This window comes from Vibrio bathopelagicus (assembly GCF_014879975.1).
GTDB classification, from domain to species: domain Bacteria; phylum Pseudomonadota; class Gammaproteobacteria; order Enterobacterales; family Vibrionaceae; genus Vibrio; species Vibrio bathopelagicus.
In genome coordinates, this window is the sequence record NZ_CP062500.1 from 727599 (window position 1) to 751355 (window position 23757).

The 23757-nt window shown below is 42.3% G+C and carries 23 protein-coding genes, 1 other RNA gene and 1 pseudogene; 11 read left to right on the forward strand and 14 right to left on the reverse strand.

Going from position 1 to position 23757, the window contains the following annotated elements:
• Window positions 1–138 precede the first annotated feature (138 nt).
• Complete coding sequence (locus IHV80_RS03235; RefSeq protein ID WP_102333737.1) at window positions 139–333, reverse strand: hypothetical protein; 195 nt, start codon at window positions 331–333, stop codon at window positions 139–141.
• A 103-nt stretch (window positions 334–436) separates the two neighbouring features.
• Window positions 437–1270: a hypothetical protein gene (locus IHV80_RS03240; RefSeq protein WP_102333738.1), complete on the reverse strand. Its 834-nt coding sequence runs from the start codon at window positions 1268–1270 to the stop codon at window positions 437–439.
• 213 nt (window positions 1271–1483) lie between these two features.
• Here IHV80_RS03240 and IHV80_RS03245 point away from each other — a divergent pair, with 213 nt between their 5' ends.
• Together IHV80_RS03245 and IHV80_RS03250 are read left to right on the forward strand one after the other, a co-directional pair.
• On the forward strand, window positions 1484–1828 hold the full coding sequence (locus IHV80_RS03245; protein ID WP_102333739.1) for a hypothetical protein: 345 nt from the start codon (window positions 1484–1486) through the stop codon (window positions 1826–1828).
• A gap of 666 nt (window positions 1829–2494) precedes the next feature.
• A complete protein-coding gene (locus IHV80_RS03250; protein ID WP_108117924.1) occupies window positions 2495–3427 on the forward strand; it encodes a hypothetical protein in 933 nt (310 codons plus the stop codon).
• Between the two features lie 155 nt (window positions 3428–3582).
• Here the strand turns inward: IHV80_RS03250 and IHV80_RS03255 are convergent.
• Window positions 3583–3741, reverse strand: a pseudogene (locus IHV80_RS03255) (transposase); the annotation flags it as partial.
• A 74-nt stretch (window positions 3742–3815) separates the two neighbouring features.
• Entirely contained in the window at window positions 3816–5285 is a 1470-nt protein-coding gene (locus IHV80_RS03260; RefSeq protein WP_108117923.1) for a KAP family P-loop NTPase fold protein, read from the reverse strand.
• A 170-nt stretch (window positions 5286–5455) separates the two neighbouring features.
• Between IHV80_RS03260 and IHV80_RS03265 the strand changes: the two genes are divergently transcribed.
• Window positions 5456–6298, forward strand: a complete 843-nt coding sequence (locus IHV80_RS03265; protein ID WP_192890044.1) for a hypothetical protein — start codon at window positions 5456–5458, stop codon at window positions 6296–6298.
• Window positions 6299–6639: 341 nt separating this feature from the next.
• Here IHV80_RS03265 and IHV80_RS03270 read toward each other — a convergent pair whose 3' ends face one another.
• From IHV80_RS03270 to smpB, 6 genes are all read right to left on the reverse strand, one after another.
• Window positions 6640–6930, reverse strand: a complete 291-nt coding sequence (locus IHV80_RS03270) for a hypothetical protein (RefSeq protein WP_192890045.1) — start codon at window positions 6928–6930, stop codon at window positions 6640–6642.
• Between the two features lie 43 nt (window positions 6931–6973).
• Window positions 6974–8026 carry a helicase RepA family protein gene (locus IHV80_RS03275; RefSeq protein WP_102333742.1) on the reverse strand — a complete coding sequence of 351 codons (1053 nt, stop codon included), beginning with the start codon at window positions 8024–8026 and terminating at the stop codon, window positions 6974–6976.
• Between the two features lie 106 nt (window positions 8027–8132).
• Window positions 8133–9371: a site-specific integrase gene (locus tag IHV80_RS03280; protein WP_102333743.1), complete on the reverse strand. Its 1239-nt coding sequence runs from the start codon at window positions 9369–9371 to the stop codon at window positions 8133–8135.
• Window positions 9372–9547: 176 nt separating this feature from the next.
• Window positions 9548–10828 carry a site-specific integrase gene (locus IHV80_RS03285; protein ID WP_192890046.1) on the reverse strand — a complete coding sequence of 427 codons (1281 nt, stop codon included), beginning with the start codon at window positions 10826–10828 and terminating at the stop codon, window positions 9548–9550.
• Window positions 10829–10925: 97 nt separating this feature from the next.
• Window positions 10926–11292, reverse strand: a transfer-messenger RNA (tmRNA) gene (ssrA, locus tag IHV80_RS03290).
• Between the two features lie 66 nt (window positions 11293–11358).
• Window positions 11359–11844, reverse strand: a complete 486-nt coding sequence (smpB, locus tag IHV80_RS03295) for an SsrA-binding protein SmpB (RefSeq protein ID WP_004735156.1) — start codon at window positions 11842–11844, stop codon at window positions 11359–11361.
• A 119-nt stretch (window positions 11845–11963) separates the two neighbouring features.
• On the opposite strand from smpB, the gene IHV80_RS03300 reads away from it, so the two are divergent.
• From IHV80_RS03300 to IHV80_RS03310, 3 genes are read left to right on the forward strand one after another with little or no spacing between them, the layout of a single operon-like run.
• Window positions 11964–12392, forward strand: a complete 429-nt coding sequence (locus tag IHV80_RS03300; protein ID WP_004735157.1) for an SRPBCC family protein — start codon at window positions 11964–11966, stop codon at window positions 12390–12392.
• Between the two features lie 3 nt (window positions 12393–12395).
• Window positions 12396–12707: an RnfH family protein gene (locus IHV80_RS03305; RefSeq protein WP_004735158.1), complete on the forward strand. Its 312-nt coding sequence runs from the start codon at window positions 12396–12398 to the stop codon at window positions 12705–12707.
• A gap of 12 nt (window positions 12708–12719) precedes the next feature.
• Window positions 12720–12920 carry a hypothetical protein gene (locus tag IHV80_RS03310; protein ID WP_192890047.1) on the forward strand — a complete coding sequence of 67 codons (201 nt, stop codon included), beginning with the start codon at window positions 12720–12722 and terminating at the stop codon, window positions 12918–12920.
• Here IHV80_RS03310 and bamE read toward each other — a convergent pair.
• Window positions 12917–13276 carry an outer membrane protein assembly factor BamE gene (gene bamE / locus IHV80_RS03315; protein ID WP_004735159.1) on the reverse strand — a complete coding sequence of 120 codons (360 nt, stop codon included), beginning with the start codon at window positions 13274–13276 and terminating at the stop codon, window positions 12917–12919. The genes IHV80_RS03310 and bamE overlap by 4 nt on opposite strands.
• A gap of 167 nt (window positions 13277–13443) precedes the next feature.
• Window positions 13444–15108, reverse strand: coding sequence for a DNA repair protein RecN (gene recN / locus IHV80_RS03320; protein ID WP_192890048.1), 1665 nt, complete (start codon window positions 15106–15108; stop codon window positions 13444–13446).
• 326 nt (window positions 15109–15434) lie between these two features.
• Here recN and IHV80_RS03325 point away from each other — a divergent pair, with 326 nt between their 5' ends.
• The gene (locus IHV80_RS03325; protein ID WP_192890049.1) at window positions 15435–15722 is read left to right on the forward strand and encodes a GIY-YIG nuclease family protein; all 288 of its coding nucleotides are present in this window, start codon (window positions 15435–15437) and stop codon (window positions 15720–15722) included.
• A gap of 259 nt (window positions 15723–15981) precedes the next feature.
• Here the strand turns inward: IHV80_RS03325 and nadK are convergent, their stop codons facing one another.
• On the reverse strand, window positions 15982–16866 hold the full coding sequence (gene nadK / locus IHV80_RS03330; protein ID WP_017106601.1) for an NAD(+) kinase: 885 nt from the start codon (window positions 16864–16866) through the stop codon (window positions 15982–15984).
• A 143-nt stretch (window positions 16867–17009) separates the two neighbouring features.
• On the opposite strand from nadK, the gene grpE reads away from it, so the two are divergent.
• From grpE to dnaJ, 4 genes are all read left to right on the forward strand, one after another.
• On the forward strand, window positions 17010–17591 hold the full coding sequence (gene grpE / locus IHV80_RS03335; protein ID WP_065104990.1) for a nucleotide exchange factor GrpE: 582 nt from the start codon (window positions 17010–17012) through the stop codon (window positions 17589–17591).
• 391 nt (window positions 17592–17982) lie between these two features.
• Window positions 17983–19257: a dicarboxylate/amino acid:cation symporter gene (locus tag IHV80_RS03340; RefSeq protein WP_017106603.1), complete on the forward strand. Its 1275-nt coding sequence runs from the start codon at window positions 17983–17985 to the stop codon at window positions 19255–19257.
• 501 nt (window positions 19258–19758) lie between these two features.
• Window positions 19759–21672: a molecular chaperone DnaK gene (dnaK, locus tag IHV80_RS03345; RefSeq protein ID WP_017110244.1), complete on the forward strand. Its 1914-nt coding sequence runs from the start codon at window positions 19759–19761 to the stop codon at window positions 21670–21672.
• A gap of 282 nt (window positions 21673–21954) precedes the next feature.
• The gene (gene dnaJ / locus IHV80_RS03350) at window positions 21955–23103 is read left to right on the forward strand and encodes a molecular chaperone DnaJ (RefSeq protein ID WP_192890050.1); all 1149 of its coding nucleotides are present in this window, start codon (window positions 21955–21957) and stop codon (window positions 23101–23103) included.
• A 217-nt stretch (window positions 23104–23320) separates the two neighbouring features.
• On the opposite strand, the gene IHV80_RS03355 is transcribed toward dnaJ, so the two are convergent.
• Entirely contained in the window at window positions 23321–23752 is a 432-nt protein-coding gene (locus IHV80_RS03355) for a type IV pilin protein (RefSeq protein ID WP_192890051.1), read from the reverse strand.
• Between the last annotated feature and the right edge of the window lie 5 nt (window positions 23753–23757).

Below are 23757 nucleotides of genomic sequence, written 5' to 3' on the forward strand. Positions count from 1 at the left end.
GTCGTTGATTTAATTGATTTAGGTTGCTTGTGTTTATCAATGAAATTCAATTAGTACCTTATCTTAGTACCATTTTTGCATGGCTTCAAGCTACCTCGGTTCAGTTCCTCATTTGGGAGTTGAACCGAGGTTTGAGTTTTACATTAGAGCCATCTTTTTCTTTTGTTGCTTGGCAACACGTGCTGCCATCATAAGTTGAAACTTTTCCGTTTTCTCGATCCTTTCAATCAAGGTGCGTCGATAAGCGGGTATTTTCCCTGAGTTTTCGGCTTTACCATCAAGGAAGAGCTTTATCATTGAGTCAGTTGCTTTAATCCAGTTTTCGAAATCCATGTTTTGTGCCACATTTGGCTAAGGTGTTCACGCTGTTGGCGACCGTATTCGCGTCTTTCCGCTTCTGAATGTAAGTGCCACTTTCCGTTGTAGTAAGGCATATTTAAATAATTTCGGTTTTAATTTTATTTATATTTTCTTTTTGTGCGGGTGAGGTACTTTTGGTTTTTAGTTCCTCATATGCTTTCAGTAACCTATTTTCCTGTCGCTTCAATTGCCTTTCATCACGCGCTTCTTTTGCTTTTAACCACTTATCAAACTGTGTTTGCATCTTCTCAATTAGTTTTTCAATCTCTAATGCTTCGGTCGCTTTTTGATGTTGATATTGCCAAGTTGATAGCCGACGTCCTTTCTCTCTTTCAATTGGATCATAGCTTCGGCAATCAATACCAACATGTTTAAGAACGGATTGATTAAAAGCCAGTTTGATAATTTTGGTCGCTTTCTTTTGTTGAAGTTCTTTCAACACTCGATTACCCACAACCTTACCAATAATTAAATGCACATGATCGCCACTGCCTTTGGTGTCCGTCTGAGCTTGTTGATGCAGTACGGCTCGAATTTGTTGTCTGTATTGAGCGAACTCAGATTTATTTAGTTTGCAGAGCTTCGTCAGCGCGAAACAGCAATCTTTTACGATGGACTGCCATTGGGCAGTGGTAGGTCTGTAGCCCTTTGGTAACGTAAGACAATACTCCATCGCATAGCTTGATAGTGGGCGACCGCCTTTGCGGTTATAGAGGTGCTGGTTGAGTCTGAATTGCTCACCAGCAAGTGCAATGCGGTTGGAGGTTTCTGCGCAACCAAAAATAGAGATGAGAGTTTCACTGTGCTTGTGGTTTGCGTGTGTTTTATTTAGTAGATAGCGCTCGCGCATCATGACACCGTCTGATGCATGTCGCACAGGTTGAGTGGTAACAGTCCAGTTTTTAATCATGAGATATGTTTTCTATAAACATAGAAAATTATTTTTGCAGATTCAAACAACCTCGAATTATCCGTTGATGTCGATAGGTGGTTCCAGATAGGACAACCGCTGCGCTGCTCGTTATCCACTGGTGAGATGGGAGCGCCCCTCTCAACTCCCCCTAATAGGTTTCGAGTATATTTGCAGCTAACAATTATAATTATTACTCTTTAAATAAACGTTATGGCTGAACATATTCCAACCAAAAAACTTTTTTGGTATTGCTACGAACTTGAGAAATATGAAAAGACGACACTTGAGCAACAGGTGATAAAAAAAGCAAAGCAAGCTGGCTTTATTACTAATGCTGAATCTGCTGACAATCTCTCTAAGCTTGCATGGATAAAGAAAATGACTAAACATGCTGAAGATGCTTTCAAGTTGGAAGATGTGGCAGAAGGAGAGCCGCTTGGGGTTTCGATTGATAACTTTAAACAACTTGTTGAGCGTAGAGATAAGCGAGTGAGCGATGTTCTAGAGCTGCTTGCTAAGTATATTTTGGATGCTTCGCCAGCATACAAGAATTGATGTGATTGCGTTCCTTTAGAGCACCTAAATTGGTGCTCTTTTATATTCCTCAAAATTTAGTTCAGTGTTTAACCGGATTAATGTACAAGTGGGTTAGTCTGAACTGAATCTGTCAGAGCTGACATAATGATGTAACCGATCTTACAGATTGCTCTATCACGCTTATGCCCCATTCCAATTTAGAGTTAATACCTATCACAGCCCTGATGATGTACGTTTGACTAAAATTTCATAATAAACCAATATGCCCTTGATTGAGTAATGTAAGATTGTTTTGGGTTTACTGGTTACTCAGTAACCGTTCGTATCACACATTATGTAATTAAAGCTAATGTACTTAGGCCGATAGGGGTAATAGGTGGGGGCCTGACAAGCCTCATGATGATTGTTGGCTCTGTAGTCCTTTTGTTGTTTGTGTTGCGTTACGTAAGTATTAGATTGGTTCCATCGGATCAAGACAGCATTAAGGAGGTATCTATGGATAAAACATTAAAAGCTCGTACTCGTATTTTTTTAAGCTCGGTTTTTGAAAGTATATGGGCTACAGGAGTCGGGGTCATTGCAGGACACCTATCCGCCTAAGTACATTATTTATAACAGTGCGCATTAATTGCCCCCGTACTGTGCTTAGCGTTATAAATCGCAGTATTTTGAAGGTTTTTGAATATGTCGACTTTAGAATTAAGTAAAACGGCAATGTATCACGGAGAGTTTACTGACCGTAAACAAGAGTTCTCTGACGCATGCGAATGGTTATCCCAAGAGATGGGCTTCCCTTACAAGAGCACTAGGATGGGCGACTACGAGCGGTTGCTAAAAACGTTTGTTAATCCCGGAGCTAAAGCTCCTACTGATCGCGACCTGATTGATGATTTTTATAACTTCATGCAAGCAGCGACCGAGGCGTGCCAGATAATCCGTTTATGGAATACTTTTAAAGATGGTAAGCACGAAGGTTTAAAAGATCGTATTAAGCATGTTATGTCAGGTAAGAGCATACGTGCCGAAGCAATCAAAAAGAACAGTAAGGGGCAAAATGATGACCCTGCACGAGACTTTGCGTTTGAGCTGAATATTGCGTCTAGGTTTATTAAGGGTGGCTATGAAGTTGACTTAACAGATGATTGCGATGTGGTTGTTATTATTGGTAAAGACAAACTGTACGTAGAGTGCAAACGTATAAAATCTATGAAAAAATTAGCGCCTCGTATTAAAGAAGCATCAAATCAGATTGATACACGCATTGGCACAAATCGTAAAAATAAGTATGGCATGATAGCGTTGGATGTGACTGACTTACTTTTGCCTGAGGGTACTGTGACAGCAACTAGCGATGTGCGTTTGTATGATATGGAAATACAAAAAGCAATTACAGACTTCACTAAAGAACAGCAAGATGTATCAGCAAAAAACGCAGGTCGTAACGTAGCAGGAACTCTATTTGAATTTAGTTCAAGCGCATTCTTTTCTCATGAAGAAGAGGAACCTGCATTGGGCTTTGGACGTGCTGCATGTATGTATAGGCAGGCTAGCCAAAATAAAAAGTCGTTGGCTCTAGTTTCTGGCTTTATGAACAAAATTGCCAACCAAAATCTATAGAGTCCAGATTTATAATGCGACGTTACTGAGCTACAGTCCTAAATCGACCCAGCCCCATTTCTACTTAGTGCTTTACCATTCATATCCTGTTAATGGGGTTTTGCCTTACTAAAACGAATCGAGGCAAAAGGAAAGACCTGACCCTATCGATGGTTGCTAGTGTCGCTCTTAGCTGCCTTACGCCAACCATAGGTCAGGGACTCGTGTAACGACAGTTGCCTCGCTGCCGCAGTTCCCCTCACTTTTTCTGCTAGCTTTAGTGCTTCTGCTTTAAATTCAGGGGAGTGGATAATACGTTTCTTCTTGCTTGTCATGGTTCACCTCGTTAGTGATTGTACTCACTGAACTCGGTGTCCAAAACTGCTGGTGTAGATCACCCTTCTCTTCATTATTCAATGTTGCCTGCAAGCTCAACTACTCTCGTGTAATCATCCCAAAACCAGTATTTAGGTGTGCCATCGCGAGGTTCATACACATAAGTTCGTAGTGAATTTAGTAAACTACTTTCGACATTGGCTAATGCGGAGTTAATTGTATCGTTGTTCCTTGTGTAGCGATAAACATCTTCTGGATACATCGGCTCCATCTGAAAAACTTGCCTACGCCATCTATCTTCAGTTTCTTTATACAGCTTAGAACTGGATTCTAGGAACAGGTCAAATAGCTTTTTGTTGACGACTTTACCGCTGTTTTGGTGGTAGTCAGATAAAGTGACGACATTACATCCGATGAAGTTATTCCTTTGGTTATTGTCTTGTTTTCGGTTTTTGTATTCATCTGCATTTCTATCAAACTCTACAAGAGCAATAAGTAGGGTAAAAGTGTTAATCACTTGTTGTTTAGGTGAGTTGTTTGCGGTTCTGAGGCATGCAAAAAACTTGGCTGTGAGTTGGTCTACGGATCTTACGTCGAGGTTGTAAGCCTTAGCTACAAGTTCAATGTGCACATGAATGTCGACGTCAATACCATTTAAACTCGGGATCAAAATTAGATTCGCCAAGCTATCTCTCTTCTCATTTAAACCCATTGCGTTGAGGTAATGCTTTAGATCTGGCATAGGTAACTGTGCCTTCCGGTGGAAGAAGCGTTTGAGGTACTTTTCAGAATCGAAATCATCGCCATAAACAGCCTTGATTGAGCAGCATAACTGTTCAGTATCGGTAGCTATGATGAAAACAAAGTGCTTAGTATCAAAGAAGTGTTTAATCACCTCTAGCATTTCAATAGCGTAATCAGGTCTGCATCTATCAAGCTCATCTACTAAAACAACAATCGGCAGCTCTTGGCCATGGTTTTGTTTGAGAACTTCAGCGAGTAGAGATAGCTTTGTTCTTATTTCTTTTATTGCGTCAATTTGTTCCGTGTATCCTTTTTGGATTGAAGAGATGTAGTCAGCGTCAGTCTTTTCAAATAGTGTCTTAACAGCTTCAATACCAGTTGCACTGTCATCTAATAGTTTCTTGGACACATAACCGCTTGCAGCTATTGCTGTACCTTTAATGAACTTACCTAGTAATGATTTGACTGCATCGAAGTCAGAACCAGTAATGGCTGAATATTTTTCTAGCTGGGAAAGTAGCTCACTACTTACAACAGTCAGTGGCTCTTTCGTGAAGTCGCTTTCCCAAGCGTCAATGTAGATTGTTGGGTGGCTTTGGTTGTTTAACAGGGTGTATAAGCGCTTAAGGAACTGTGTTTTACCGCTCCCCCAAGCTCCATTCAGGTTTAGTACGAAGCCTTCATTTTCTTCTGTAATGTAATCTGCAATGAACTGACCATAGTCATTACGGTTTAAGCGGCAGTTTTCGAAAGTGAACTCTTCGAGCCAATTGTGGTGCTTGATTTGTGTTTCTGGCATTTAAAATAACCCTAGCTAAATCAGTGATGTAATCAAATAAGAGTAACACGGCTGAGATCGTAAAGATGAAAGCTAATTAACAGTATTATGGGAGGATTAGAGTTCTAAAATAAGCATTTAGTGTAGTATTCAATTGTTTGAGCAATATATACCAATAATAGGCTAGGCAAATGAACCCAAGAATCATTGAGTTTCACCTTAAATACAATCCTAATAGGAAGAACCCTGCTGAAGTGTTTCATGCAATGGGAGACTTTATCTCTACCTATCAGGAAATGGGGCAGTTAATCACTCAATCGATTGGCTATGAGGCTGATTTTGAATTGGAGATGAAAGAGGTAGTGCATGGTTCTATCTTGGCTCGTTTGATGATTTGGGTGGATGAATGGACTCAACCTAATTCGTTGCTTCGTGAGTTAACTGGTGAGTTTACTGAGAAAGAACAGGTTAGTGAGGTGTTAGCTAGAGAGAAAGAGCGTCTGATTGTCGAAGCTACTACTTGTGGTCATCACAATAAGGTTAGGTTAGAGCCTTACTTTGATGAGCGTGAGGTTGCTATGACTATGGATAAATGGTCTGAAGCCAACAAAAAGCTAATGCCTGATGAAAAGCTGACTATTAGTGAAGAACATGAAGATCGTAACAATGTCGTTCCTTTCGATCCCAACTTTCGTTTTACTGGGGACTTGAAGCAAATGTATTCAAGTCTAAAAGGTCGCCATGATGGACCAGAAGTCGTGAGAGTCTTTAGACCTTGTAATTTGGGGACAGCTAAATGGGAGTTTATCAGTGAGAAAACCGGTAAACGTTATAGTGCTGAAATCACTCACAAGGAATGGTTAGAACAGTACCAGAACAATGAAGTAAATCCTGGGGCTAAAGATTCGCTGTTAGTGCACTCGGAGTATGATGTTGTATCTATCGATGGGGAAGATAAGATTAGAAATGCGCAGATCAAAAAGGTCATAGATATTATTCGTTACACTGGAACTCAAAATGAACTGCCCGAATGATCTTAAATCGGCGCTCACATCCTATTCATTTATAGCGACGCCCTTCATTCTGCTGATAGTCGTCAAAGTCCTAACAGGTAAGTTCGAGGAGCTAATCCTAACTGGAGATTGGTCGATAGCTAGTGCAATGATTTACTCTAGTGCTGCATTTAATGTTAGGAGCGCAACAAGAGATTATAAGGGGAGGTTGAACGAAGTGGGCTTAGATGGCTTCATGGCTCGAACAATGATCATGTCTTCAGTCAGCGTTACTATCTATGTGTTAGCTCTTACTCAAGACCATAATTATTTGATAGGTGCTCTCCAAATAGCTCTATTTATCGTAGCGTCAATTGCACACATTAAATACAGTCGTTTGGCTTATTGCTTGAAGGGTTGCGATTAGTTTGACAAACAAAGCGTTTAGGAGAAGTTAGGTTAGCCACCGCAACCAATGGGGTCGCGTCTTGCGCTTTGCATAACAAAGTCTTCAATACCTGAGTTAATCCGTAATTTGCTAATTTAGGAAAGTCACTGACAAACTTTTGTCCAGAACCTTCACAACGAGCACTTTCTAACGAAACGGGTTTGATGCAATAAGAGAGGGTGACAGGTGACAGGTAACGTACATGTACATGTACGTCACCTGTCACCCTCTCTTACTATCTAATCAAACGCAGGTCAGAAAAACACTAACTACTCCACGGCGGTGATGATGTCGCTTCTGTTAGCTGTTTCTCCCTGTTGGTGAACAAAAACAAGATTCTTATCTAGCAGTGCTGTAAGAACACGTTTGAATTTTTGATTTGTCGTGTTTGCAGCTACACCTTCTTTGGGCGGGAAGCAGTGCTTACGCAAATCATCTCGTGTACAGCTCCCTCCAAAAACGTCACGAAGTGCTTTCAGAATAGGGTTATTATCGTCGTTGGTATCGCTTTTGTTGTTTTTGATCGTTGCTGGCGTCAACAATGCGAGTGAAGAGATTGGCTCGCCTTCTTCGCACGTAATACCTAAATCGATCGGCTTAAAATCAAAGACTAAGTCAGGTGCTTCCTCAGCATCTTTCATTTTTGTGTTGCTGAGTGTTGTCAATCCGGTCTTTGAGTCGTGGCTTACTTGAAACTCACAATCAATTGCAGCATTGAGAGAGGAGTGCCCACGACCACCTTTCGATACATCTTTGCCACTGTGGTGTATAGCAACTACAGAAGCACCCGTCGACATTTTAACCAAATCACAGCCACGAATAAATTTTCCCATCGCATCTCCACTATTTTCATCGCCACCGAAGTTTCGAGCGAGAGTATCAAGGACGATTAGTCCCACTTTTATATCATTATATTTTTCAAGCTCGTGAATAGCTTGAATTAGATTACTCTGTGCCGTTGTGTCTGACATCACAACTGCTTGCCCTAAGGTATATAGCTGTTCCACTTGCTGACCAGTTGCAATTTCCCATGCTTTAATACGTTTTGATATGCCAATTTGACCTTCCGCAGCAACATAAACAACGGCACTTTTGAGTGTGCGGTGATTATGCCACGATGAACCAGTTGCGATGGCACAACTGATATCAATAGCGATAAATGATTTACGAGAGCCAGGTTTTCCGTAGATAACCCCAACTGACTCTTTTGGAATGAAGTCAGTTAGTAGCCATGGTTGAATATTATCGAAGCCAATTGAACCGCGTGTGAATTCTAAGCTGCCATATGTAGAGACATTTTCTTTAATTTTTGTATATGTCATTTTATATATATCAATGGGTAAATTTAGGGTGAGCGAAATCGTTCACCCAAACATTTGGGTTAATAAAATCGTGTCTAGGACTGTGGTGGTGCCGCTTAAATAGCTGTCACGCTAAATTATAGGGGCGAATATGTGAGGTATGGCTTGCATCGATCATGTTGATGATAGGTGCCAAAATACGTGGGCTGTATTGCTCACCATACGTATCAAATGATTCAGAGTTGTGCTTTTGTCCAATGATGCTACTCACAAGCTCATTGGGGTGCTTGGTAATCTTTTCGGCATGTTCATGCCCGACTATATTTTCAACAAGGCTCTTGGTGACCAGTTTCTGCTTTAGTTCATTGATAAAACTACGTCGAAAAGAATGCCCATTGACGCCACGATCGAAGTCCACCCCAAGCTTTTCTCGGCGGCGAGCAAACCATTTTGATGCATTATGAGAATAGTAGCCATTCACCAGCGGTAGCTCTGGAAAAAGGCGAACATCAGTCCTTGAATTTACAAATTCAATAAAGCCCTTTGCTAGTATTTCATCATGCAGAGGTATCAATCTCATCTTCCCTGTCTTAACTGTTTGGTCATCAGCCCCTTCGCGAATCCAAATGCAATAAATGCCATCAGCAAGAACAACATCTGCTTTTCTGAGTTGGCATAGTTCGTTCATTCTTGCCCCTGTGTAACGCAATAGAATTGGCAACCAATAATAATAAGGATGTAGGTATTTATGGCTCATATAATCAGGCATTGAAAAAATGGCAAACAGTTGCTTGCTATTAAAAGGAAATACCGACTTACCTTTGGTACCGTTCTTTAGAGATAGCCTATAGAACACGTTATCAGCCACGTACCCACGCGACTTAGCCCAATTAAGAAAAGTAGACATTTTCTCTAAATGCCCTAATGCAGTCGCCAATGTGATGTACTGCTTCGGGTGTTTTAAGGATTCATTTTTTGCGATTAATTCAAATCCTTGAAATCCTTTCAGCTCAGGGTATTTATCTGGGTTCTTTGGTCGGTAGCAATATGCATTGGCGATTTGCTCAGCACCTTCCCGATCGAGTTCAGAGAGGTCAAGGAAGCCCATAAAGTGGAGAATCCGAGTAAGGATCTGACATGTTTGATGAACATTTTTTAGCTGACTTGGTTTTTTACACAGTTTGATGCTGCATTTCGTGTATTCAGCAAGAAGTTCAAAGCATGTTTTAGGCTTGACAGTCTTGTGGCTCTTTGGCGTTGGGCGCTCAAATGAAAGTGGAGTTGAACCCGAATTTGTAATCAAATTATGTGCATTAATAATTTGATTAGCAGTGTTACTAACAGGATTCATAGTTTTAAGAGACATTAATACCTCGTTTGTTTCTAACGTGTTTCGATAGAACTAATGTAAGGTGAACACCGATTTGTTGTATAGTTTCTCACGCCCGTTTTTTCTGTCATTTCTTGCTAAATTTGATGGTAATGCTATGTTTTTAAATGATTTATTTTTTTTGGTTTTTTTCGAAAAATGCACGAACTAGTCTATTCACGCTGACTTTTTAGTGCTTTTGACACAGGAGTGGTATCAATCATGTTGATGATCTCTTGAAGTTGATTCACATCTAACCCCTTTCCATATCGCGAATATGTGATGTTATTCTGGGCGTGTCCAAGCAACTCGCCAGCGACGATATGTGATACCTGATGGCGCTTGAATTGGGTAGCAACAGTGTGCCTGAATGAATGGAAATCGTGTCCTTTGTCGAATCCTAACTTGGTTTTGAAGCGTCCGAACCACTTTGATGCAGCGGAGCCAAAGCCATCTCTAGACTCTTTTAGTTCCGGAAATACTCGCTCATGCTGCACTGATTGCACAAATTCAATAAAGCCAAGGGTAAGCAGTTGAGCGTGGATTGGTACTATACGGCGGCTTGTTAAGTTCTTTAGTTTTTGTCCCTCAAACTTGTCATCGATTTGAATGACCCAGATGCCCTCAACTTGAAAAATGTCGGCTCTATAAAGCTGGCAAAGTTCGTTAAGTCTTGCTCCAGTGAAGTATGCCAGCAGTGGTAACCAAAAATAATAAGGGTGTTTGTGCTGGTGTTTAGTGCTAACGATGGCACTGAAAATTTTCTCAAGATCCGTGTCAGTGTAAGCACACTTGGCTTCGCTATCTTTACGTTGTTTACGAAAGCGAATCGCTTTAAATGGGTTGATGTCAGTGAATTCGTTCAAGTGGCACCACTCAAAGAAGCCTGACATTTTTTGGCAGTAGTCTTTGACGGATTCATCACTTAATGTCGGTAGCCCCAGATCTTTATTTAGCTTGATCGCGTCATGCCCCGATAGTCCGTTAAATTGTTTATGTTTTTTTAGATTGGTTGGATAGTTGCGTAGGAGAGAGGCGACCTCTTCAGCGTCAGAACGCCGAATGGCTTTTAAGTATGGTTTTCCAACGAGGTCGAGAACAATCTTGCACTTAGCTTCTAGCATCTTTACAGCTTTGGAGGAGATATGCTCAGTCTTGTACTTACAAAAGCGTTCTAGTGCCTTATAAGGTGATATTGCTTTGATTGGTGCTGCTTTTGCAGTCGAGATAGGTGAGATTAGCTGTTTCTCAATTGAAACTGCTGATGTTGGTGTCATCATCGTTTTACGGAGTTCAACTTCAAGCTCTAGGGCTTTTATCGTTGCTTCCGCTTTGTCTGATGTTTTGAGTGAGCGTTTAATCTCACGACGTTCACCAAATAGGTGACGATGGTGCGGAGGAACTTGGTAACGAAATTGCCAAGTTCCTGACTTTGAGATGTTTAGATAGCGCATGTTTTAGTACCAAATGTTAGTACAAACAGCCTAAATCCAAGTGTTAAATATACAAAAAGGGTGACAAATCAAAGACTTGTCACCCTTTCCAAACGTTTGGTGGAGCTGGCGGGAGTTGAACCCGCGTCCAAAAATCATTCATCATTGGTACTACATGCTTAGTCGATCTTTAATTTCACCAGCAACCTGCGAACCGACACGCTAGTTAAAGGCTAACCTGAATTGTTATTCGCGCTTTTCCTCTCAGGTGGGAGAATCCGCGCTAGCTAGTTTGGGTTTGATCTCTTATTGGTCCCCGTCTTACGAGCGGAAGCTAGGGTAAGAGAGCTCTGAGCAGGTTATTAAGCTGCTAGTGCGTAGTTTTCGTCGTTTGCGACTATTTTTTTGCGGCTTTTAACGTGGCCAACCGCCCCACGGCATGCACCTCAGACTTCAAAATTCCTGTCGAATCCTAAATCAGCCCCAAGTGTTATTTGCATAGTACCAGAAAAGCTTTGCCTGTCTAGCACTGTGCGTTTAAGTGCTTAAAATTAACGCAAATTACTCTTCATAATTCGTGCTTTATCTCTCGCCCAATCTTTTTCTTTCATATCAGTACGTTTATCGTGCAGCTTTTTACCTTTCGCTACACCAACTTTAATCTTCGCCCAAGAGCGAGACCAGTAAAGTGCGGTTGCGACAAGTGTCATGCCTTCACGGTTAATACGACCGATAAGGTTGTCGAGCTCTTTTCTCGACATAAGTAGTTTACGAATACGTGTTGGGTTCGCCACGATATGAGTACTCGCTTGAGTTAGCGGAGTAATCGTCATACCACTGATGAATGCTTCGCCATCTCGGATGTAGACGTAGCTTTCTGCGATATTGGTTTTGCCTTCACGTAGGGATTTTACTTCCCAGCCTTGTAGCTCAAGCCCCGCTTCTATCTCATCATCGATGAAATATTCGTGGCGAGCTTTCTTATTAAGCGCAATGGTATTACTACCGGCTTTTGATTTTGATTTATTCTTTGCCATAATGGCCTCATTATACGGATTGCACCCTAGTTGGGGAATCCTTTTTATTTGCGCTCTGGCCCAATACAATTAAAATTGCAGTTTGTGTTAATGTAACGCTGTCTTTAACAGGAGTCTATATGCCAAAGGTTACTCGTTCAGCATTAGTGTCGTTTAGTGCCGACCAGATGTTCAGCTTGGTCAATGATGTTGCTCGTTATCATGAGTTTTTGCCAGGGTGTTCTGGTTCACGTGTGATCGAATCTTCAGATTCAACTATGGTGGCTTCGGTTGATGTCTCTAAAGCTGGTATCAGCAAAACATTTACCACATCGAACCGCTTAGCGGATGGTGCTGAGATCTTGATGGAACTGGTGGACGGTCCGTTCAAAAAGCTGCAGGGCGGTTGGTATTTTACTCCACTCGATGAGCAAGCGTGTAAGGTTGAGCTTAAGTTGGAGTTTGAATTCTCTAGCCGAATGATTGAAATGGCATTTGGTAAGGTTTTCAACGAGCTGACAAGCAATATGGTCAGTGCTTTTACTCAACGAGCGAAACAGGTTTACTAAGCCATGACTATTGAATCAGATATGATCCACGTAGAAGTTGTGTTTGCGCTTCCGCACGAGCAGCGTGTGTTTACCTTGGTGGTGAACAAGAACGCGACCGTTGAAGAGATCATCGCACAGTCTGGTGTTTTGGAATTGTATCCAGAAATCGATTTAGCGAAAAACAAGGTTGGCGTATTCAGCCGCAACGTTAAGTTAGATGCGACGGTTCGTGATAAAGACCGTATCGAAATCTATCGAGCACTGTTAGCTGACCCAAAAGAGATTCGCCGTAAGCGTGCTGAGCAAGCGAAAGCAGCAGCTGCTAAATCGTAACGCTAAACAAGTTTGACTAAGAAGAGAGCTCGCTATATTGGCGAGCTTTTTTGTGCCTGTTGGTTAGACAACGCACCTAATTTGTTAGCAGATATTAAAAAGCCTGCTCATGAGCAGGCTTTTGCGATTCTTGCTTGTTGCTTGTTGCTTGTTGCTTGTTGCTTCTTGCTTGAGAGCCTTGCTGACTGGAAAGCTTTGTTGGTTGAAAGCTAGCGAAGGCTTTCGAAGAACTCATCACTGGCTTCAAAATCACCGTTGATCGTTACTAGAGTGCCAGTGGCATCAAAGTTAACGACTAGATTTTTCTGAATAGGGTCTTCATGGCCTTTTTGGTGGTGGTAAATGTAATACCACGTATCTGGGTAGCCGTTTTCGATAAGCATTGGTGAGCCCATAACGTAACGAACTTGTGTTTTTGTCATGCCAAACTTGAGCTGATCGACAGCTTCTTGTTCAACATAGTTACCCTGATTGATGTCAATTCGATAAACCAACTTCTCTAATAGAGAGCAACCGGTCAACATTGTTAGTGCAAGTGGAACTGCAACTAACCACTTTTTAATTCGCATAGTTTGAGATCTTTCTTCGCTAAAATACTGCCTGATAATAAACAAGCTCCAGCAAGAAGTAAAAAGCTCCTTGCGCTTTGAGCTTGTTATGACTGGCAATTTTGAATTAAGTTGCAAAATTGCCAAGAATTTTCGGTAAATTATCAGAAAGTTGCTGAATATGTAACCTAAGCTGCGATTAATAACTCTTTTGCGTTGGCCAGTGTCGACTCGGTAATCTGGCTGCCACCAAGTAGTCGAGCAAGCTCTGAAATGCGTTGTTGCTCATCCAAGGTATGCATTTGGGTCTCTGTTTTACCGGATTTAGTGTTCTTAGCAACGAAGAGTTGTTGGTGCCCACAACCTGCCACTTGAGGTAAGTGAGTCACACACATCACTTGGGTTGATTCACCCAGTGTACGTAGCATTTTTCCGACAACTGCAGCCGTTGGGCCACTGATACCCACATCGACTTCATCGAAAATCAGGCTTGGTGTATCCACTTTTTGCGCCGTGATTACCTGAATCGCTAGTGAGATTCGTGATAACTCACCACCAGAGGCCACTTTCGCAATGGGCTGCATTGGTTGACCTGGGTTCGTCGAAACAATGAAGGTCACGTTATCCATGCCCAATGGAGAAGGGTGCGTGTTGGTGTTGTTCACTTCAATGGCAAACTGCGCTTTTTCCATGCTCAGTTCGTGCATGCTTTGCGTGATCAGCTTGTTGAGCTCTTTTGCGTAACGAGTTCGAGATTTATGAAGCTTCTCTGACTTGGCAACGAATGATTGGTATTGGTTTTCTACCTCGTTTGCTAATTCTTCCAACTTTTCATCAGAGCAATCCAGCGCTTCAACTTGTTGTAATAAGTCTTGATGGTGCTTATAAAGCTCTTCAGGTAACACGTGGTGTTTACGAGACATCGACATCACTTTCGAGAAGCGTTCTTCAACGTAAGCCATACGACCTGGATCAACATCAATGCAGTCTAGGTATGTTCTTAATTCGTTGTTGGTCTCTTCAATCTGAATAATGGCTTCAGAGAGTAAGTTCGGTAATTCCGCTAATCTTTCATCAAGCTCAGCTAACTGAATTAAGGAGTTATTGGCCGATTGCAGAATACCAAGCGCATTAACTTCTTCGCCTTCATAAATAAGCTCGATAGCTTGTTGGCAGGTTGAGGCCAGTTCTCCGCTATTGGAGAGGCGCTTATGCTCTTGTTCGAGGTCTTCATATTCTTCCTCCCCAATAGACAGCTCATTTAACTCTTTAATTTGGTATTCAAGAAGTTGTTTTTGAGCTTGGTTTTGCTGACTGTTTTCACGTAACTCTTTTAAGTGGTTATCGGCTTGTCGCCAGGCTTGGTAAGCATTACGTGTCGATTTCAACAGGTTCAAGTGGCCTGCGTATTGATCAAGCATGGCCATTTGGTAATCGCTTTTCATTAACTGATGGTGCGCGTGTTGACCATGAATGTTGATCAACAGCTGCCCAAGCGATTTCAATTGTGAAAGAGGGACAGGACTGCCGTTGATGAATGCGCGAGAGCGACCTTCTTTAGAGATGGTTCTGCGTAGGATGCATTCACCGCCATCAAGCAGTTCATTGTCTTCTAACCAGCGGGTAGCATGCAGATTGTTCTCAAGTAAAAAAGCAGCACTGACTTCGGTTTTCTCTTCACCTTGTCTTACCATTCCTGCATCTGATCTTCCCCCAAGACATAAGCCTAAGGCATCGATCGCGATAGATTTACCCGCCCCCGTTTCACCGGTGATTGTTGTCATGCCTTTAGAGAGTTCTAGCTGTAAAGACTTAACAATAGCGAAATTATTAACACTTAAATGAGCCAGCATTTTTATTTACCTGTATAACTGAACAATACTGTATATAAGCTCAGTATATACTGTTTCTTTATACAGTAAAGTCGACAGGTGAAATTTTTTTGTGACCGCTCTCAGAATTGAGGTTGTCTGTAGATTACTGAAAGCAATATAGATTCCCAACTCAGTCGTTTCTCCCTCTTGGGAATGACGGTGTCTTGAGGATTGCTAGTAGTCGTCATTCCCTACGGCGACGGAGGAGTCTGAGAGGGAATCTGCTTTTGTTAGCTAATTCTTATTTAGTGCTCTTCGTGATTTTTGTTTTGGTAGTTTTAAGAGCTCAATATCAAGGGGGAAGAATGAAGCAACCTGCAATTTATATTCTAGCTAATCGTTCGAATTCAGTTTTGTACATAGGCGTTACTGGGAACCTCAAGCAAAGGACCTGGCAGCATAAAGCCGGAGATTTAGAGGGTTTTACTAAGAAGTACAATGTTGACAAGTTAGTCTATTTTGAAGTTTTCGAAGACTTTAGAGCAGCGATTGAGAGAGAAAAACAGCTAAAGAAATGGAATCGTTCATGGAAGGAAATATTGATTAGTGAGCTGAACCCTAGTCGACGTGATCTCTACGACGAAATATTATGAGATTTCCAATTCAGTCATTCCCTACGGCGACGAAGGAGTGTGATAGAGAATCTGCTTTTGTAGTTTGTTTCCGTGTCAGAGATTCCAGATAACTCGTTCCTCGTTTCTGGAATGACGTTTGTTTTTGAAGCTTGGTGTTCGCTGTCGTCATTCCCTACAGCGACGAAGGAGCGTGATAGGGAATCTTTTAGGCAATAAAAAAGGCTGACAAATATCGTCAGCCTTTTTTATTTCGGTTATTACTAGAGTCGCTTTTCTCTTAGAACAGCTTACTCGACCAGCCTAGTTTGTTACGTAGAACATGGTAGTAGTTGTAGTCTTTAGGGTGGATCAGCTTGAGCACGTTAGGGCTTTGATAAATGTGGATCTCATCACCAGGAGAAACAGGTAGCGAGATTTGACCATCGCAGCTAACTTCTTGGGTTCCACGGTTATCTGGCGATACGATAAGCTTGATTCGACGCTTTCCATCCACCACCAGTGGTCGGCTTGAAAGGGTGTGCGGGAACATTGGCACTAATGAAATTGCATTTAGGCTTGATGACAGAATAGGGCCGCCGCCAGAAAGCGAGTAGGCCGTTGAACCTGTCGGTGTTGAGACTATCAAGCCATCAGAACGCTGTGAAAAGGCGAAGCTGTCATCGATATACACTTCAAACTCGATCATGTGCGCAACTTGACCTGGGTGAAGTACGGCTTCATTGAGTGCCGCGTTGTGGCTTTTTATTTGGCCGTGACGATGTATCTCTGTTTCGAGTAGGAATCGCTCTTCTTCCATAAACTCACCTTTAAGTACATCGGTGAGTGAGGTTTGGAAGTTTTCAGGGTTCAGGTCTGTCAGAAAACCTAAATTGCCTCGGTTAACACCGATGACTGAAATATCGAAACGCGACAAAATACGAGCGGCACCCAGCATATTGCCGTCGCCACCGACAACAATGGCGAGATCAGCACGTTTTCCTAGTTCAATTAGGCTAGAAAAATGTTCTTTAGGGATATCGTCTAAAATAGTGGCGAGCCTGTCATCAACAAACACTTGATAACCCTCAGCACTTAACCACTGATAGAGCTCTCTATGAGTCTGAATTGCTTGCTGATCTCGAGGTTTACCAATAATGGCGATGACTTCAAATGGCTTTTTCATAACGTTTCCAAACGAATTAGGCTTGAATCAAAATTCTTCATCCCCATAATAAAGGCAAGTTGAACGTCTATGCGAGTGTTTTATATCAATTTGGGGTGCAAACACACCTGTCACTTGCATTGAAAACGAATTCTGGAGAGATCATGAGCAACGAAGAAAACAAAGTAACGGAAGAAGAGCTAGATCAAATCATTGCTGAAGCTGAGAAAGTTGAAGAAGCTGAGCTAAATGAAGAGTCTGTTGATGAGCAAGAAGCAAAAATCGCTCAACTAGAAGCTGCACTGCTTTCTAGCGAATCTAAAGTGAAAGAGCAGCAAGATTCTGTACTACGCGCTAAAGCTGAAGTTGAGAATATGCGTCGTCGTACTGAGCAAGAAGTGGATAAAGCACGTAAATACGCGCTAAACAAATTCGCTGAAGGCCTACTACCCGTTATCGATAACCTAGAGCGTGCAGTACAAGCTGCAGATGCTGAGAACGAAGCGGTTAAGCCGATTCTTGAAGGCGTTGAGCTAACTCACAAAACGTTCGTAGACACAGTGGCTAAATTTGGTCTTACAGAGATCAACCCTGAAGGTGAAGCATTCAACCCTGAATACCACCAAGCAATGTCTATTCAAGAAAGCCCAGACCACGAGTCAAACACTGTGATGTTTGTTATGCAGAAAGGCTACGAGCTTAACGGCCGTGTTATTCGCCCTGCAATGGTAATGGTTGCTAAGTAATTGAGTTGCCGTTTGCTGAGCAGTTGATTGTTGCAATTGTGAAGTAAGAAAGTAGCGGCGACAAAATAATTCACTGGTTAACGTGAAATGAAAAGAGAGGCATATGCCTCTCTTTTTTATGCCTGTAACTTGAGAGTCCTCGTAAATAGTCATCAAAATCGCATTAAGAATGTCGTTCTTTTTATTTTATCCAGATCAACGATTTAGAGTTTTATGTTATGAAACTGGTTGTTAATTAAGAAATGTTCCGATGTCACACTTGTAATGTTTTTGTAAATAAATGCTTTTAATTGTTATCTTTGTATGTAAAATCCACTGCGATATAGCGATTTTAGTCGCATATATAACTATAAAAGTACAAAATTTAAACACAACAAACTGGAGAAGAACGATGGATAAATCGCTCTCAAGTAAGATTTTTGTAGGCTTGTTTGCTGGCCTAATTATTGGTACTGCTATTCAGTACCTATTCAGCGGCATTGCTATTTTCGATACGTACCTACTCGGCGCTGCTGAAGGTGCTGGTGGTATGTTCGTATCACTTATCAAGTTGCTTGTAGTACCTCTTGTATACGTATCTATTGTTTGCGGTATCGTTGAGCTAAAAGATATTCGTTCATTTGGTCGTCTTGGTGGTAAAACCTTTGGTCTTTACATTATTAACACCATCATTGCGATTTCAGCAGCTCTAACGATTGGTCTTATTTTCCAACCGGGTGCTGGTGCGAATCTAGCTGGTACAGTTTCTGAGACAATTGCGCTTACAACAACTGAAACGCCAGATATCTTCTCTCTTGTTGTTAACATCGTTCCTAGCAACCCTGTAGAAGCATTTGCAAGTGGCGATATGCTACAAATCATCTTCATGGCTATTCTGACTGGTCTTGCTATCCAAGCTCTTGATTCTCGTGGTGGCCCAGCTATCAAGACGTTCAAGATGGCTAACGAAATCATGATGAAGCTTATCGGCCTAGTAATGAGCCTTGCGCCATACGGTGTATTTGCTCTGATGATTCAACTAGGTGCAACACTTGATGCAAACACGCTAATGTCAGTTGCTGGCTATGTAGCGCTTGTTGTGGCAATGCTTGTGTTCTGGATCTTCTTCTTCTACCCAATGATGGTTGGTTCATTCACTGGTATTTCTCCAAAGCAGTTCCTACGCGCAACTCGTGAGCAAGTTCTATTCTCACTATCGACTGCAAGTTCGAACGCGACGATTCCAGTAACAATGCGTACTCTTACTGACAAGCTGAACGTATCTAAGTCAGTAGCAGGTTTCGGTGTACCACTAGGTGCAACAATGAACATGTCTGGTGTATCTATCTACATCGCACTAGCAACTATGTTCGTAGCAAACGCATTTGGTCAGCCAATCAACACTGCTGACATCTTCACTCTAGGTCTAACTATCTTGCTACTGTCTATCGGTGCTGGTGGTGTTCCTGGTGGTGGTGTGGTTATGGTTGGTGTTCTATTGCATCAACTAGGTTTGCCACCAGAAGGTCTAGCGATTGTTGCTGCTGTTGACCGTATCTGTGACATGTTCTGTACTTCTTCTAACGTTGTTGGTGATACTGCGGTTAACACAATCGTAGCGAAATCTGAAAATGAAATCGGCGTTGAAGCTAACGAAGAAGCTGAGCTAAAGAAAGCAGAAGCATAATCAGAGACTTTTCCTCTATAGATGAAATCTAAGTGGAAAACCTGAATAGATAAACGGAGCCCAAGTGGCTCCGTTTTTTATTGGGGGAGGAGAACACTTTATCTGCTTTAGCTGAGAGTGAATGGCTTTGTGAGGGAAATCTGTCTGACTAGCCTTCTTACAGATACAGATACAGATACAGATACAGATACAGATACAGATACAGATACAGATACAGAACTTTGCTATAGCAACGGGTAATCGAAAGTTGATAAACCCAGTTATGGGGCTTATATGGAGGTAATGATATGTATTCGTGTCTAATCATTCCTTTTATTAAAATAAATGTGAAAAAATCCAGTATCCCCCTTGAAAAGGCTTCGTGAGCCCTTATCTATGGTGCATACGAAAGCAAATTACATTTGCACTTAAATTTGTGTATTAGGGTTGAATCCCTGATTACTACCCCCCACATAGTGGGTATAGCAAAAAACTAAATAGAATTTATTCGGAGAAAGCCTGATGGGTCGAATCATTGGTATTGATTTAGGTACTACTAACTCTTGTGTTGCTGTTCTTGACGGTGACAAACCACGCGTATTAGAAAATGCTGAAGGCGAACGCACAACAGCATCGGTAATCGCATACACTGAAGGCGAGACGCTAGTTGGTCAACCGGCGAAACGTCAAGCAGTTACTAACCCTCAAAACACGCTATACGCGATTAAGCGTCTAATCGGTCGTCGTTTTGAAGATGAAGAAGTTCAACGCGATATCGAAATCATGCCTTTTAACATTGTTAAAGCTGATAACGGTGATGCATGGGTTGAAGCGCAAGGCCAAAAAATGGCTGCTCCTCAAGTATCTGCTGAAGTTCTTAAGAAAATGAAGAAAACAGCTGAAGACTTCCTAGGCGAAGAAGTAACTGGCGCAGTAGTAACTGTTCCTGCTTACTTCAACGATGCTCAACGTCAAGCAACGAAAGATGCTGGCCGTATCGCTGGTCTAGATGTTAAACGTATCATCAACGAACCTACTGCTGCTGCTCTGGCTTACGGCCTAGACAAGCAAGGTGGTGATCGCACTATCGCTGTATATGACCTTGGTGGTGGTACATTCGATATCTCTATCATCGAAATCGATGAAGTAGAAGGCGAGAAAACTTTCGAAGTTCTTTCAACTAACGGTGATACTCACCTTGGTGGTGAAGATTTCGATAACCGCATGATCAACTACCTAGTAGATGAGTTTAAGAAAGAGCAAGGTATCGACCTTAAAGCTGATCCACTAGCAATGCAGCGTGTTAAAGAAGCAGCAGAAAAAGCGAAAATCGAGCTTTCTTCTACTACTCAAACTGACGTAAACCTACCTTACGTTACTGCTGATGCGACTGGTCCTAAGCACATGAACATCAAAGTGACTCGTGCGAAGCTTGAGTCTCTAGTTGAAGACCTAGTTCAACGTTCTCTTGAGCCACTAAAAGTTGCTCTAGCAGATGCAGACCTATCTGTAGGCGAAATCACTGACGTTATCCTAGTTGGTGGTCAGACTCGTATGCCTATGGTTCAAGCTAAAGTAACTGAATTCTTCGGTAAAGAGCCACGTAAAGACGTGAACCCTGACGAAGCTGTTGCAATGGGTGCTGCTGTTCAAGGTGGTGTTCTAGCTGGTGAAGTTAAAGATGTTCTTCTTCTAGACGTTACTCCTCTATCTTTCGGTATCGAAACGATGGGCGGCGTAATGACTAAGCTTATCGAGAAAAACACAACTATCCCTACTAAAGCGGATCAAGTGTTCTCTACAGCTGAAGACAACCAAAGCGCAGTAACTATCCACGTTCTTCAAGGTGAGCGTAAGCAAGCGACTTACAACAAGTCTCTTGGTCAGTTCAACCTAGAAGGTATCCAACCAGCACCACGTGGCATGCCACAAGTTGAAGTAACATTCGACCTAGATGCTGATGGTATCCTGAACGTATCTGCTAAAGATAAAGCGACAGGTAAAGAGCAGAAGATCACTATCCAAGCATCAGGCGGTTTGTCTGAGGAAGAGATCGAAGCAATGGTTCAAGAAGCAGAAGCTAACAAAGAAGCTGACAAGAAGTTCGAAGAGCTAGTAACTGCACGTAACCAAGCTGACCAAATGATTCACGGCACTAAGAAGCAAGTAGAAGAAGCTGGTGAAGCTCTACCTGCAGACGAGAAAGCTAAAATCGAAGCAGCTATCGAAGCTCTAGAATCAGTTAAGTCTGGTGACGACAAAGAAGCTATCGACGCTAAAGTTCAAGAACTTATGCAAGCAGCTCAAAAGCTAATGGAAATTGCTCAACAGAAAGCTCAAGCTGAACAAGCTGGTGCTGACGCTGGTGAACAACCTAAGCAAGACGACGATGTTGTTGATGCTGAGTTTGAAGAAGTTAAAGACGATAAAAAATAATTTCGTCGCAGAGTAGCCTGATTTCGTTGTCGGAAGTGCTCACCTACTAACGTAGACTCCGCGCTTCCTCCTAAAACTCAAGCTATCTGCTTAGAAATTTGTCTCGAAGACTTATTAATACGGGCGTCAGAGGTAACTCTCACGCCCGTAAATTTGTATTTAGACTTGTCGATCTAGATAATAGCTTTATTCGGTGTTCAGCCGGCAGAACTTTTATCTAGATTGATACACAGACTACTGAAGTGATCATTCGGTAGTAGCAATTATTTGGTGACCTAGAACATGTCAAAACGTGATTTTTACGAAGTATTAGGCGTAAGCCGCGATGCATCAGAGCGCGATATTAAAAAAGCGTACAAACGCTTAGCGATGAAATTCCACCCGGACCGTAATCAGGGTGATGACAGCGCAGCAGACAAATTTAAAGAAGTAAAAGTAGCGTACGAGATCCTAACCGATGCTCAAAAGAAAGCAGCTTACGACCAATACGGCCACGCAGCTTTTGAACAAGGTGGCATGGGTGGCGGCGGCGGTTACGGCGGCGGTGGCCAAGGTGACTTCGGCGATATCTTCGGTGATGTGTTTGGCGATATCTTTGGCGGCGGTCGTCGTGGCGGCGGTCAAGCGCGTGCACAACGTGGTTCTGATCTACGTTACAACATGGAGCTTTCTCTAGAAGAAGCTGTTCGTGGTGTTTCTAAAGAAATCGAAGTACCGACTCTTGTTGAGTGTGATACGTGTGACGGTAGCGGCGCTAAATCGGGTTCTTCTGCACAAACGTGTGGCACTTGTCATGGCCACGGCCAAGTACAAATGCGTCAAGGCTTCTTTGCAGTTCAACAAACTTGTCCTACTTGTAATGGTAAAGGCAAGATTATCAAAGACCCATGTAACTCATGTCATGGTCAAGGCCGTAAGCAGAAGACTAAGACGCTTAACGTTAAGATCCCTGCTGGTGTGGATACTGGTGATCGCATTCGTCTATCTGGCGAAGGTGAAGCGGGAGAGCAAGGCGCTCCGGCTGGTGACCTTTACGTACAAGTTCACGTAAAAGAGCACAACATCTTTGAGCGTGACGGCAACAACCTTTACTGCGAAGTGCCAGTTAGCTTCACAATGGCAGCGCTAGGCGGTGAAGTTGAAGTTCCTACACTGGATGGTCGTGTAAACCTTAAAGTACCTGAAGAGACACAAACGGGCCGTATGTTCCGTATGCGTGGCAAAGGCGTGAAAGGTGTTCGTGGCGGCGGTGTTGGTGACCTAATCGTTAAGCTAGTAGTTGAAACTCCTGTTAAGCTAAGCTCTCGTCAAAAACAACTTCTTCGTGATTTCGAAGAGACATGTTGTGGCGAAGCGGCGAGCAAGCATAAGCCAAAGTCTGAAGGTTTCTTCAGCGGCGTTAAAAACTTCTTCGATGACCTAACTAAGTAATCAGTGAACTGATTATCTAACTAGCTAATTAGGTTATTGATAGCTTAAGTTATTGATACTTTAATTTATTGATAACAGTAGAAAAGCCTGCTCATGTAGCAGGCTTTTTGTGTTTATAGATCAGAGAAAAAAGAAGACCTAAGAAGGAAGAAGATTAAAGAAGAAAGACCTAAGGTTTCGGGAGATAAGCTTTAGCGTTCTTTGGTACTTTATCTTGTCACTTCCAACACGCTTCGGGCTCCGAAACACCCGAATGGTGCAATTCCAACTTATCGGTAGTCGAGCCTAAACATTCATCATTTACCTGCTGCGAAAGCGGTTCAGCTTGAATTGAATAGGTGGTGCTACTGGCTGAAATCGCTAACGTGTATCGGCTGGTGTCGGTATCGCAAAACAAACATGTCCCTCCAGAAATAATACTATCAGCGGCCGACGCGTAGTTTCCCGTATACAGGGTCTCCATCTCTAATTGAATCTTGGTCATGTCGGCCATTGCAGTGACTCGATGCGCTTTAATTACATGGCTCGTATAACTTGGGTACGCAATTGCACCGAGTATCCCCACAACGGCAACAGCGAGCAATAATTCGATCAATGTCATCCCTCTAATACTTAAGTTGTTGTTGTTGCATATATTTCTTCGAATCATCGCGA

Coding starts and splice junctions, on each gene's coding strand:
- IHV80_RS03235 (WP_102333737.1), bottom strand. CDS start 333: ATGGATTTCGAAAACTGGATTAAAGCAACTGACTCAATGATAAAGCTC.
- IHV80_RS03240 (WP_102333738.1), bottom strand. CDS start 1,270: ATGATTAAAAACTGGACTGTTACCACTCAACCTGTGCGACATGCATCA.
- IHV80_RS03245 (WP_102333739.1), top strand. CDS start 1,484: ATGGCTGAACATATTCCAACCAAAAAACTTTTTTGGTATTGCTACGAA.
- IHV80_RS03250 (WP_108117924.1), top strand. CDS start 2,495: ATGTCGACTTTAGAATTAAGTAAAACGGCAATGTATCACGGAGAGTTT.
- IHV80_RS03260 (WP_108117923.1), bottom strand. CDS start 5,285: ATGCCAGAAACACAAATCAAGCACCACAATTGGCTCGAAGAGTTCACT.
- IHV80_RS03265 (WP_192890044.1), top strand. CDS start 5,456: ATGAACCCAAGAATCATTGAGTTTCACCTTAAATACAATCCTAATAGG.
- IHV80_RS03275 (WP_102333742.1), bottom strand. CDS start 8,026: ATGACATATACAAAAATTAAAGAAAATGTCTCTACATATGGCAGCTTA.
- IHV80_RS03280 (WP_102333743.1), bottom strand. CDS start 9,371: ATGTCTCTTAAAACTATGAATCCTGTTAGTAACACTGCTAATCAAATT.
- IHV80_RS03285 (WP_192890046.1), bottom strand. CDS start 10,828: ATGCGCTATCTAAACATCTCAAAGTCAGGAACTTGGCAATTTCGTTAC.
- smpB (WP_004735156.1), bottom strand. CDS start 11,844: ATGGCAAAGAATAAATCAAAATCAAAAGCCGGTAGTAATACCATTGCG.
- IHV80_RS03300 (WP_004735157.1), top strand. CDS start 11,964: ATGCCAAAGGTTACTCGTTCAGCATTAGTGTCGTTTAGTGCCGACCAG.
- IHV80_RS03305 (WP_004735158.1), top strand. CDS start 12,396: ATGACTATTGAATCAGATATGATCCACGTAGAAGTTGTGTTTGCGCTT.
- bamE (WP_004735159.1), bottom strand. CDS start 13,276: ATGCGAATTAAAAAGTGGTTAGTTGCAGTTCCACTTGCACTAACAATG.
- recN (WP_192890048.1), bottom strand. CDS start 15,108: ATGCTGGCTCATTTAAGTGTTAATAATTTCGCTATTGTTAAGTCTTTA.
- IHV80_RS03325 (WP_192890049.1), top strand. CDS start 15,435: ATGAAGCAACCTGCAATTTATATTCTAGCTAATCGTTCGAATTCAGTT.
- nadK (WP_017106601.1), bottom strand. CDS start 16,866: ATGAAAAAGCCATTTGAAGTCATCGCCATTATTGGTAAACCTCGAGAT.
- grpE (WP_065104990.1), top strand. CDS start 17,010: ATGAGCAACGAAGAAAACAAAGTAACGGAAGAAGAGCTAGATCAAATC.
- IHV80_RS03340 (WP_017106603.1), top strand. CDS start 17,983: ATGGATAAATCGCTCTCAAGTAAGATTTTTGTAGGCTTGTTTGCTGGC.
- dnaK (WP_017110244.1), top strand. CDS start 19,759: ATGGGTCGAATCATTGGTATTGATTTAGGTACTACTAACTCTTGTGTT.
- dnaJ (WP_192890050.1), top strand. CDS start 21,955: ATGTCAAAACGTGATTTTTACGAAGTATTAGGCGTAAGCCGCGATGCA.
- IHV80_RS03355 (WP_192890051.1), bottom strand. CDS start 23,752: ATGATTCGAAGAAATATATGCAACAACAACAACTTAAGTATTAGAGGG.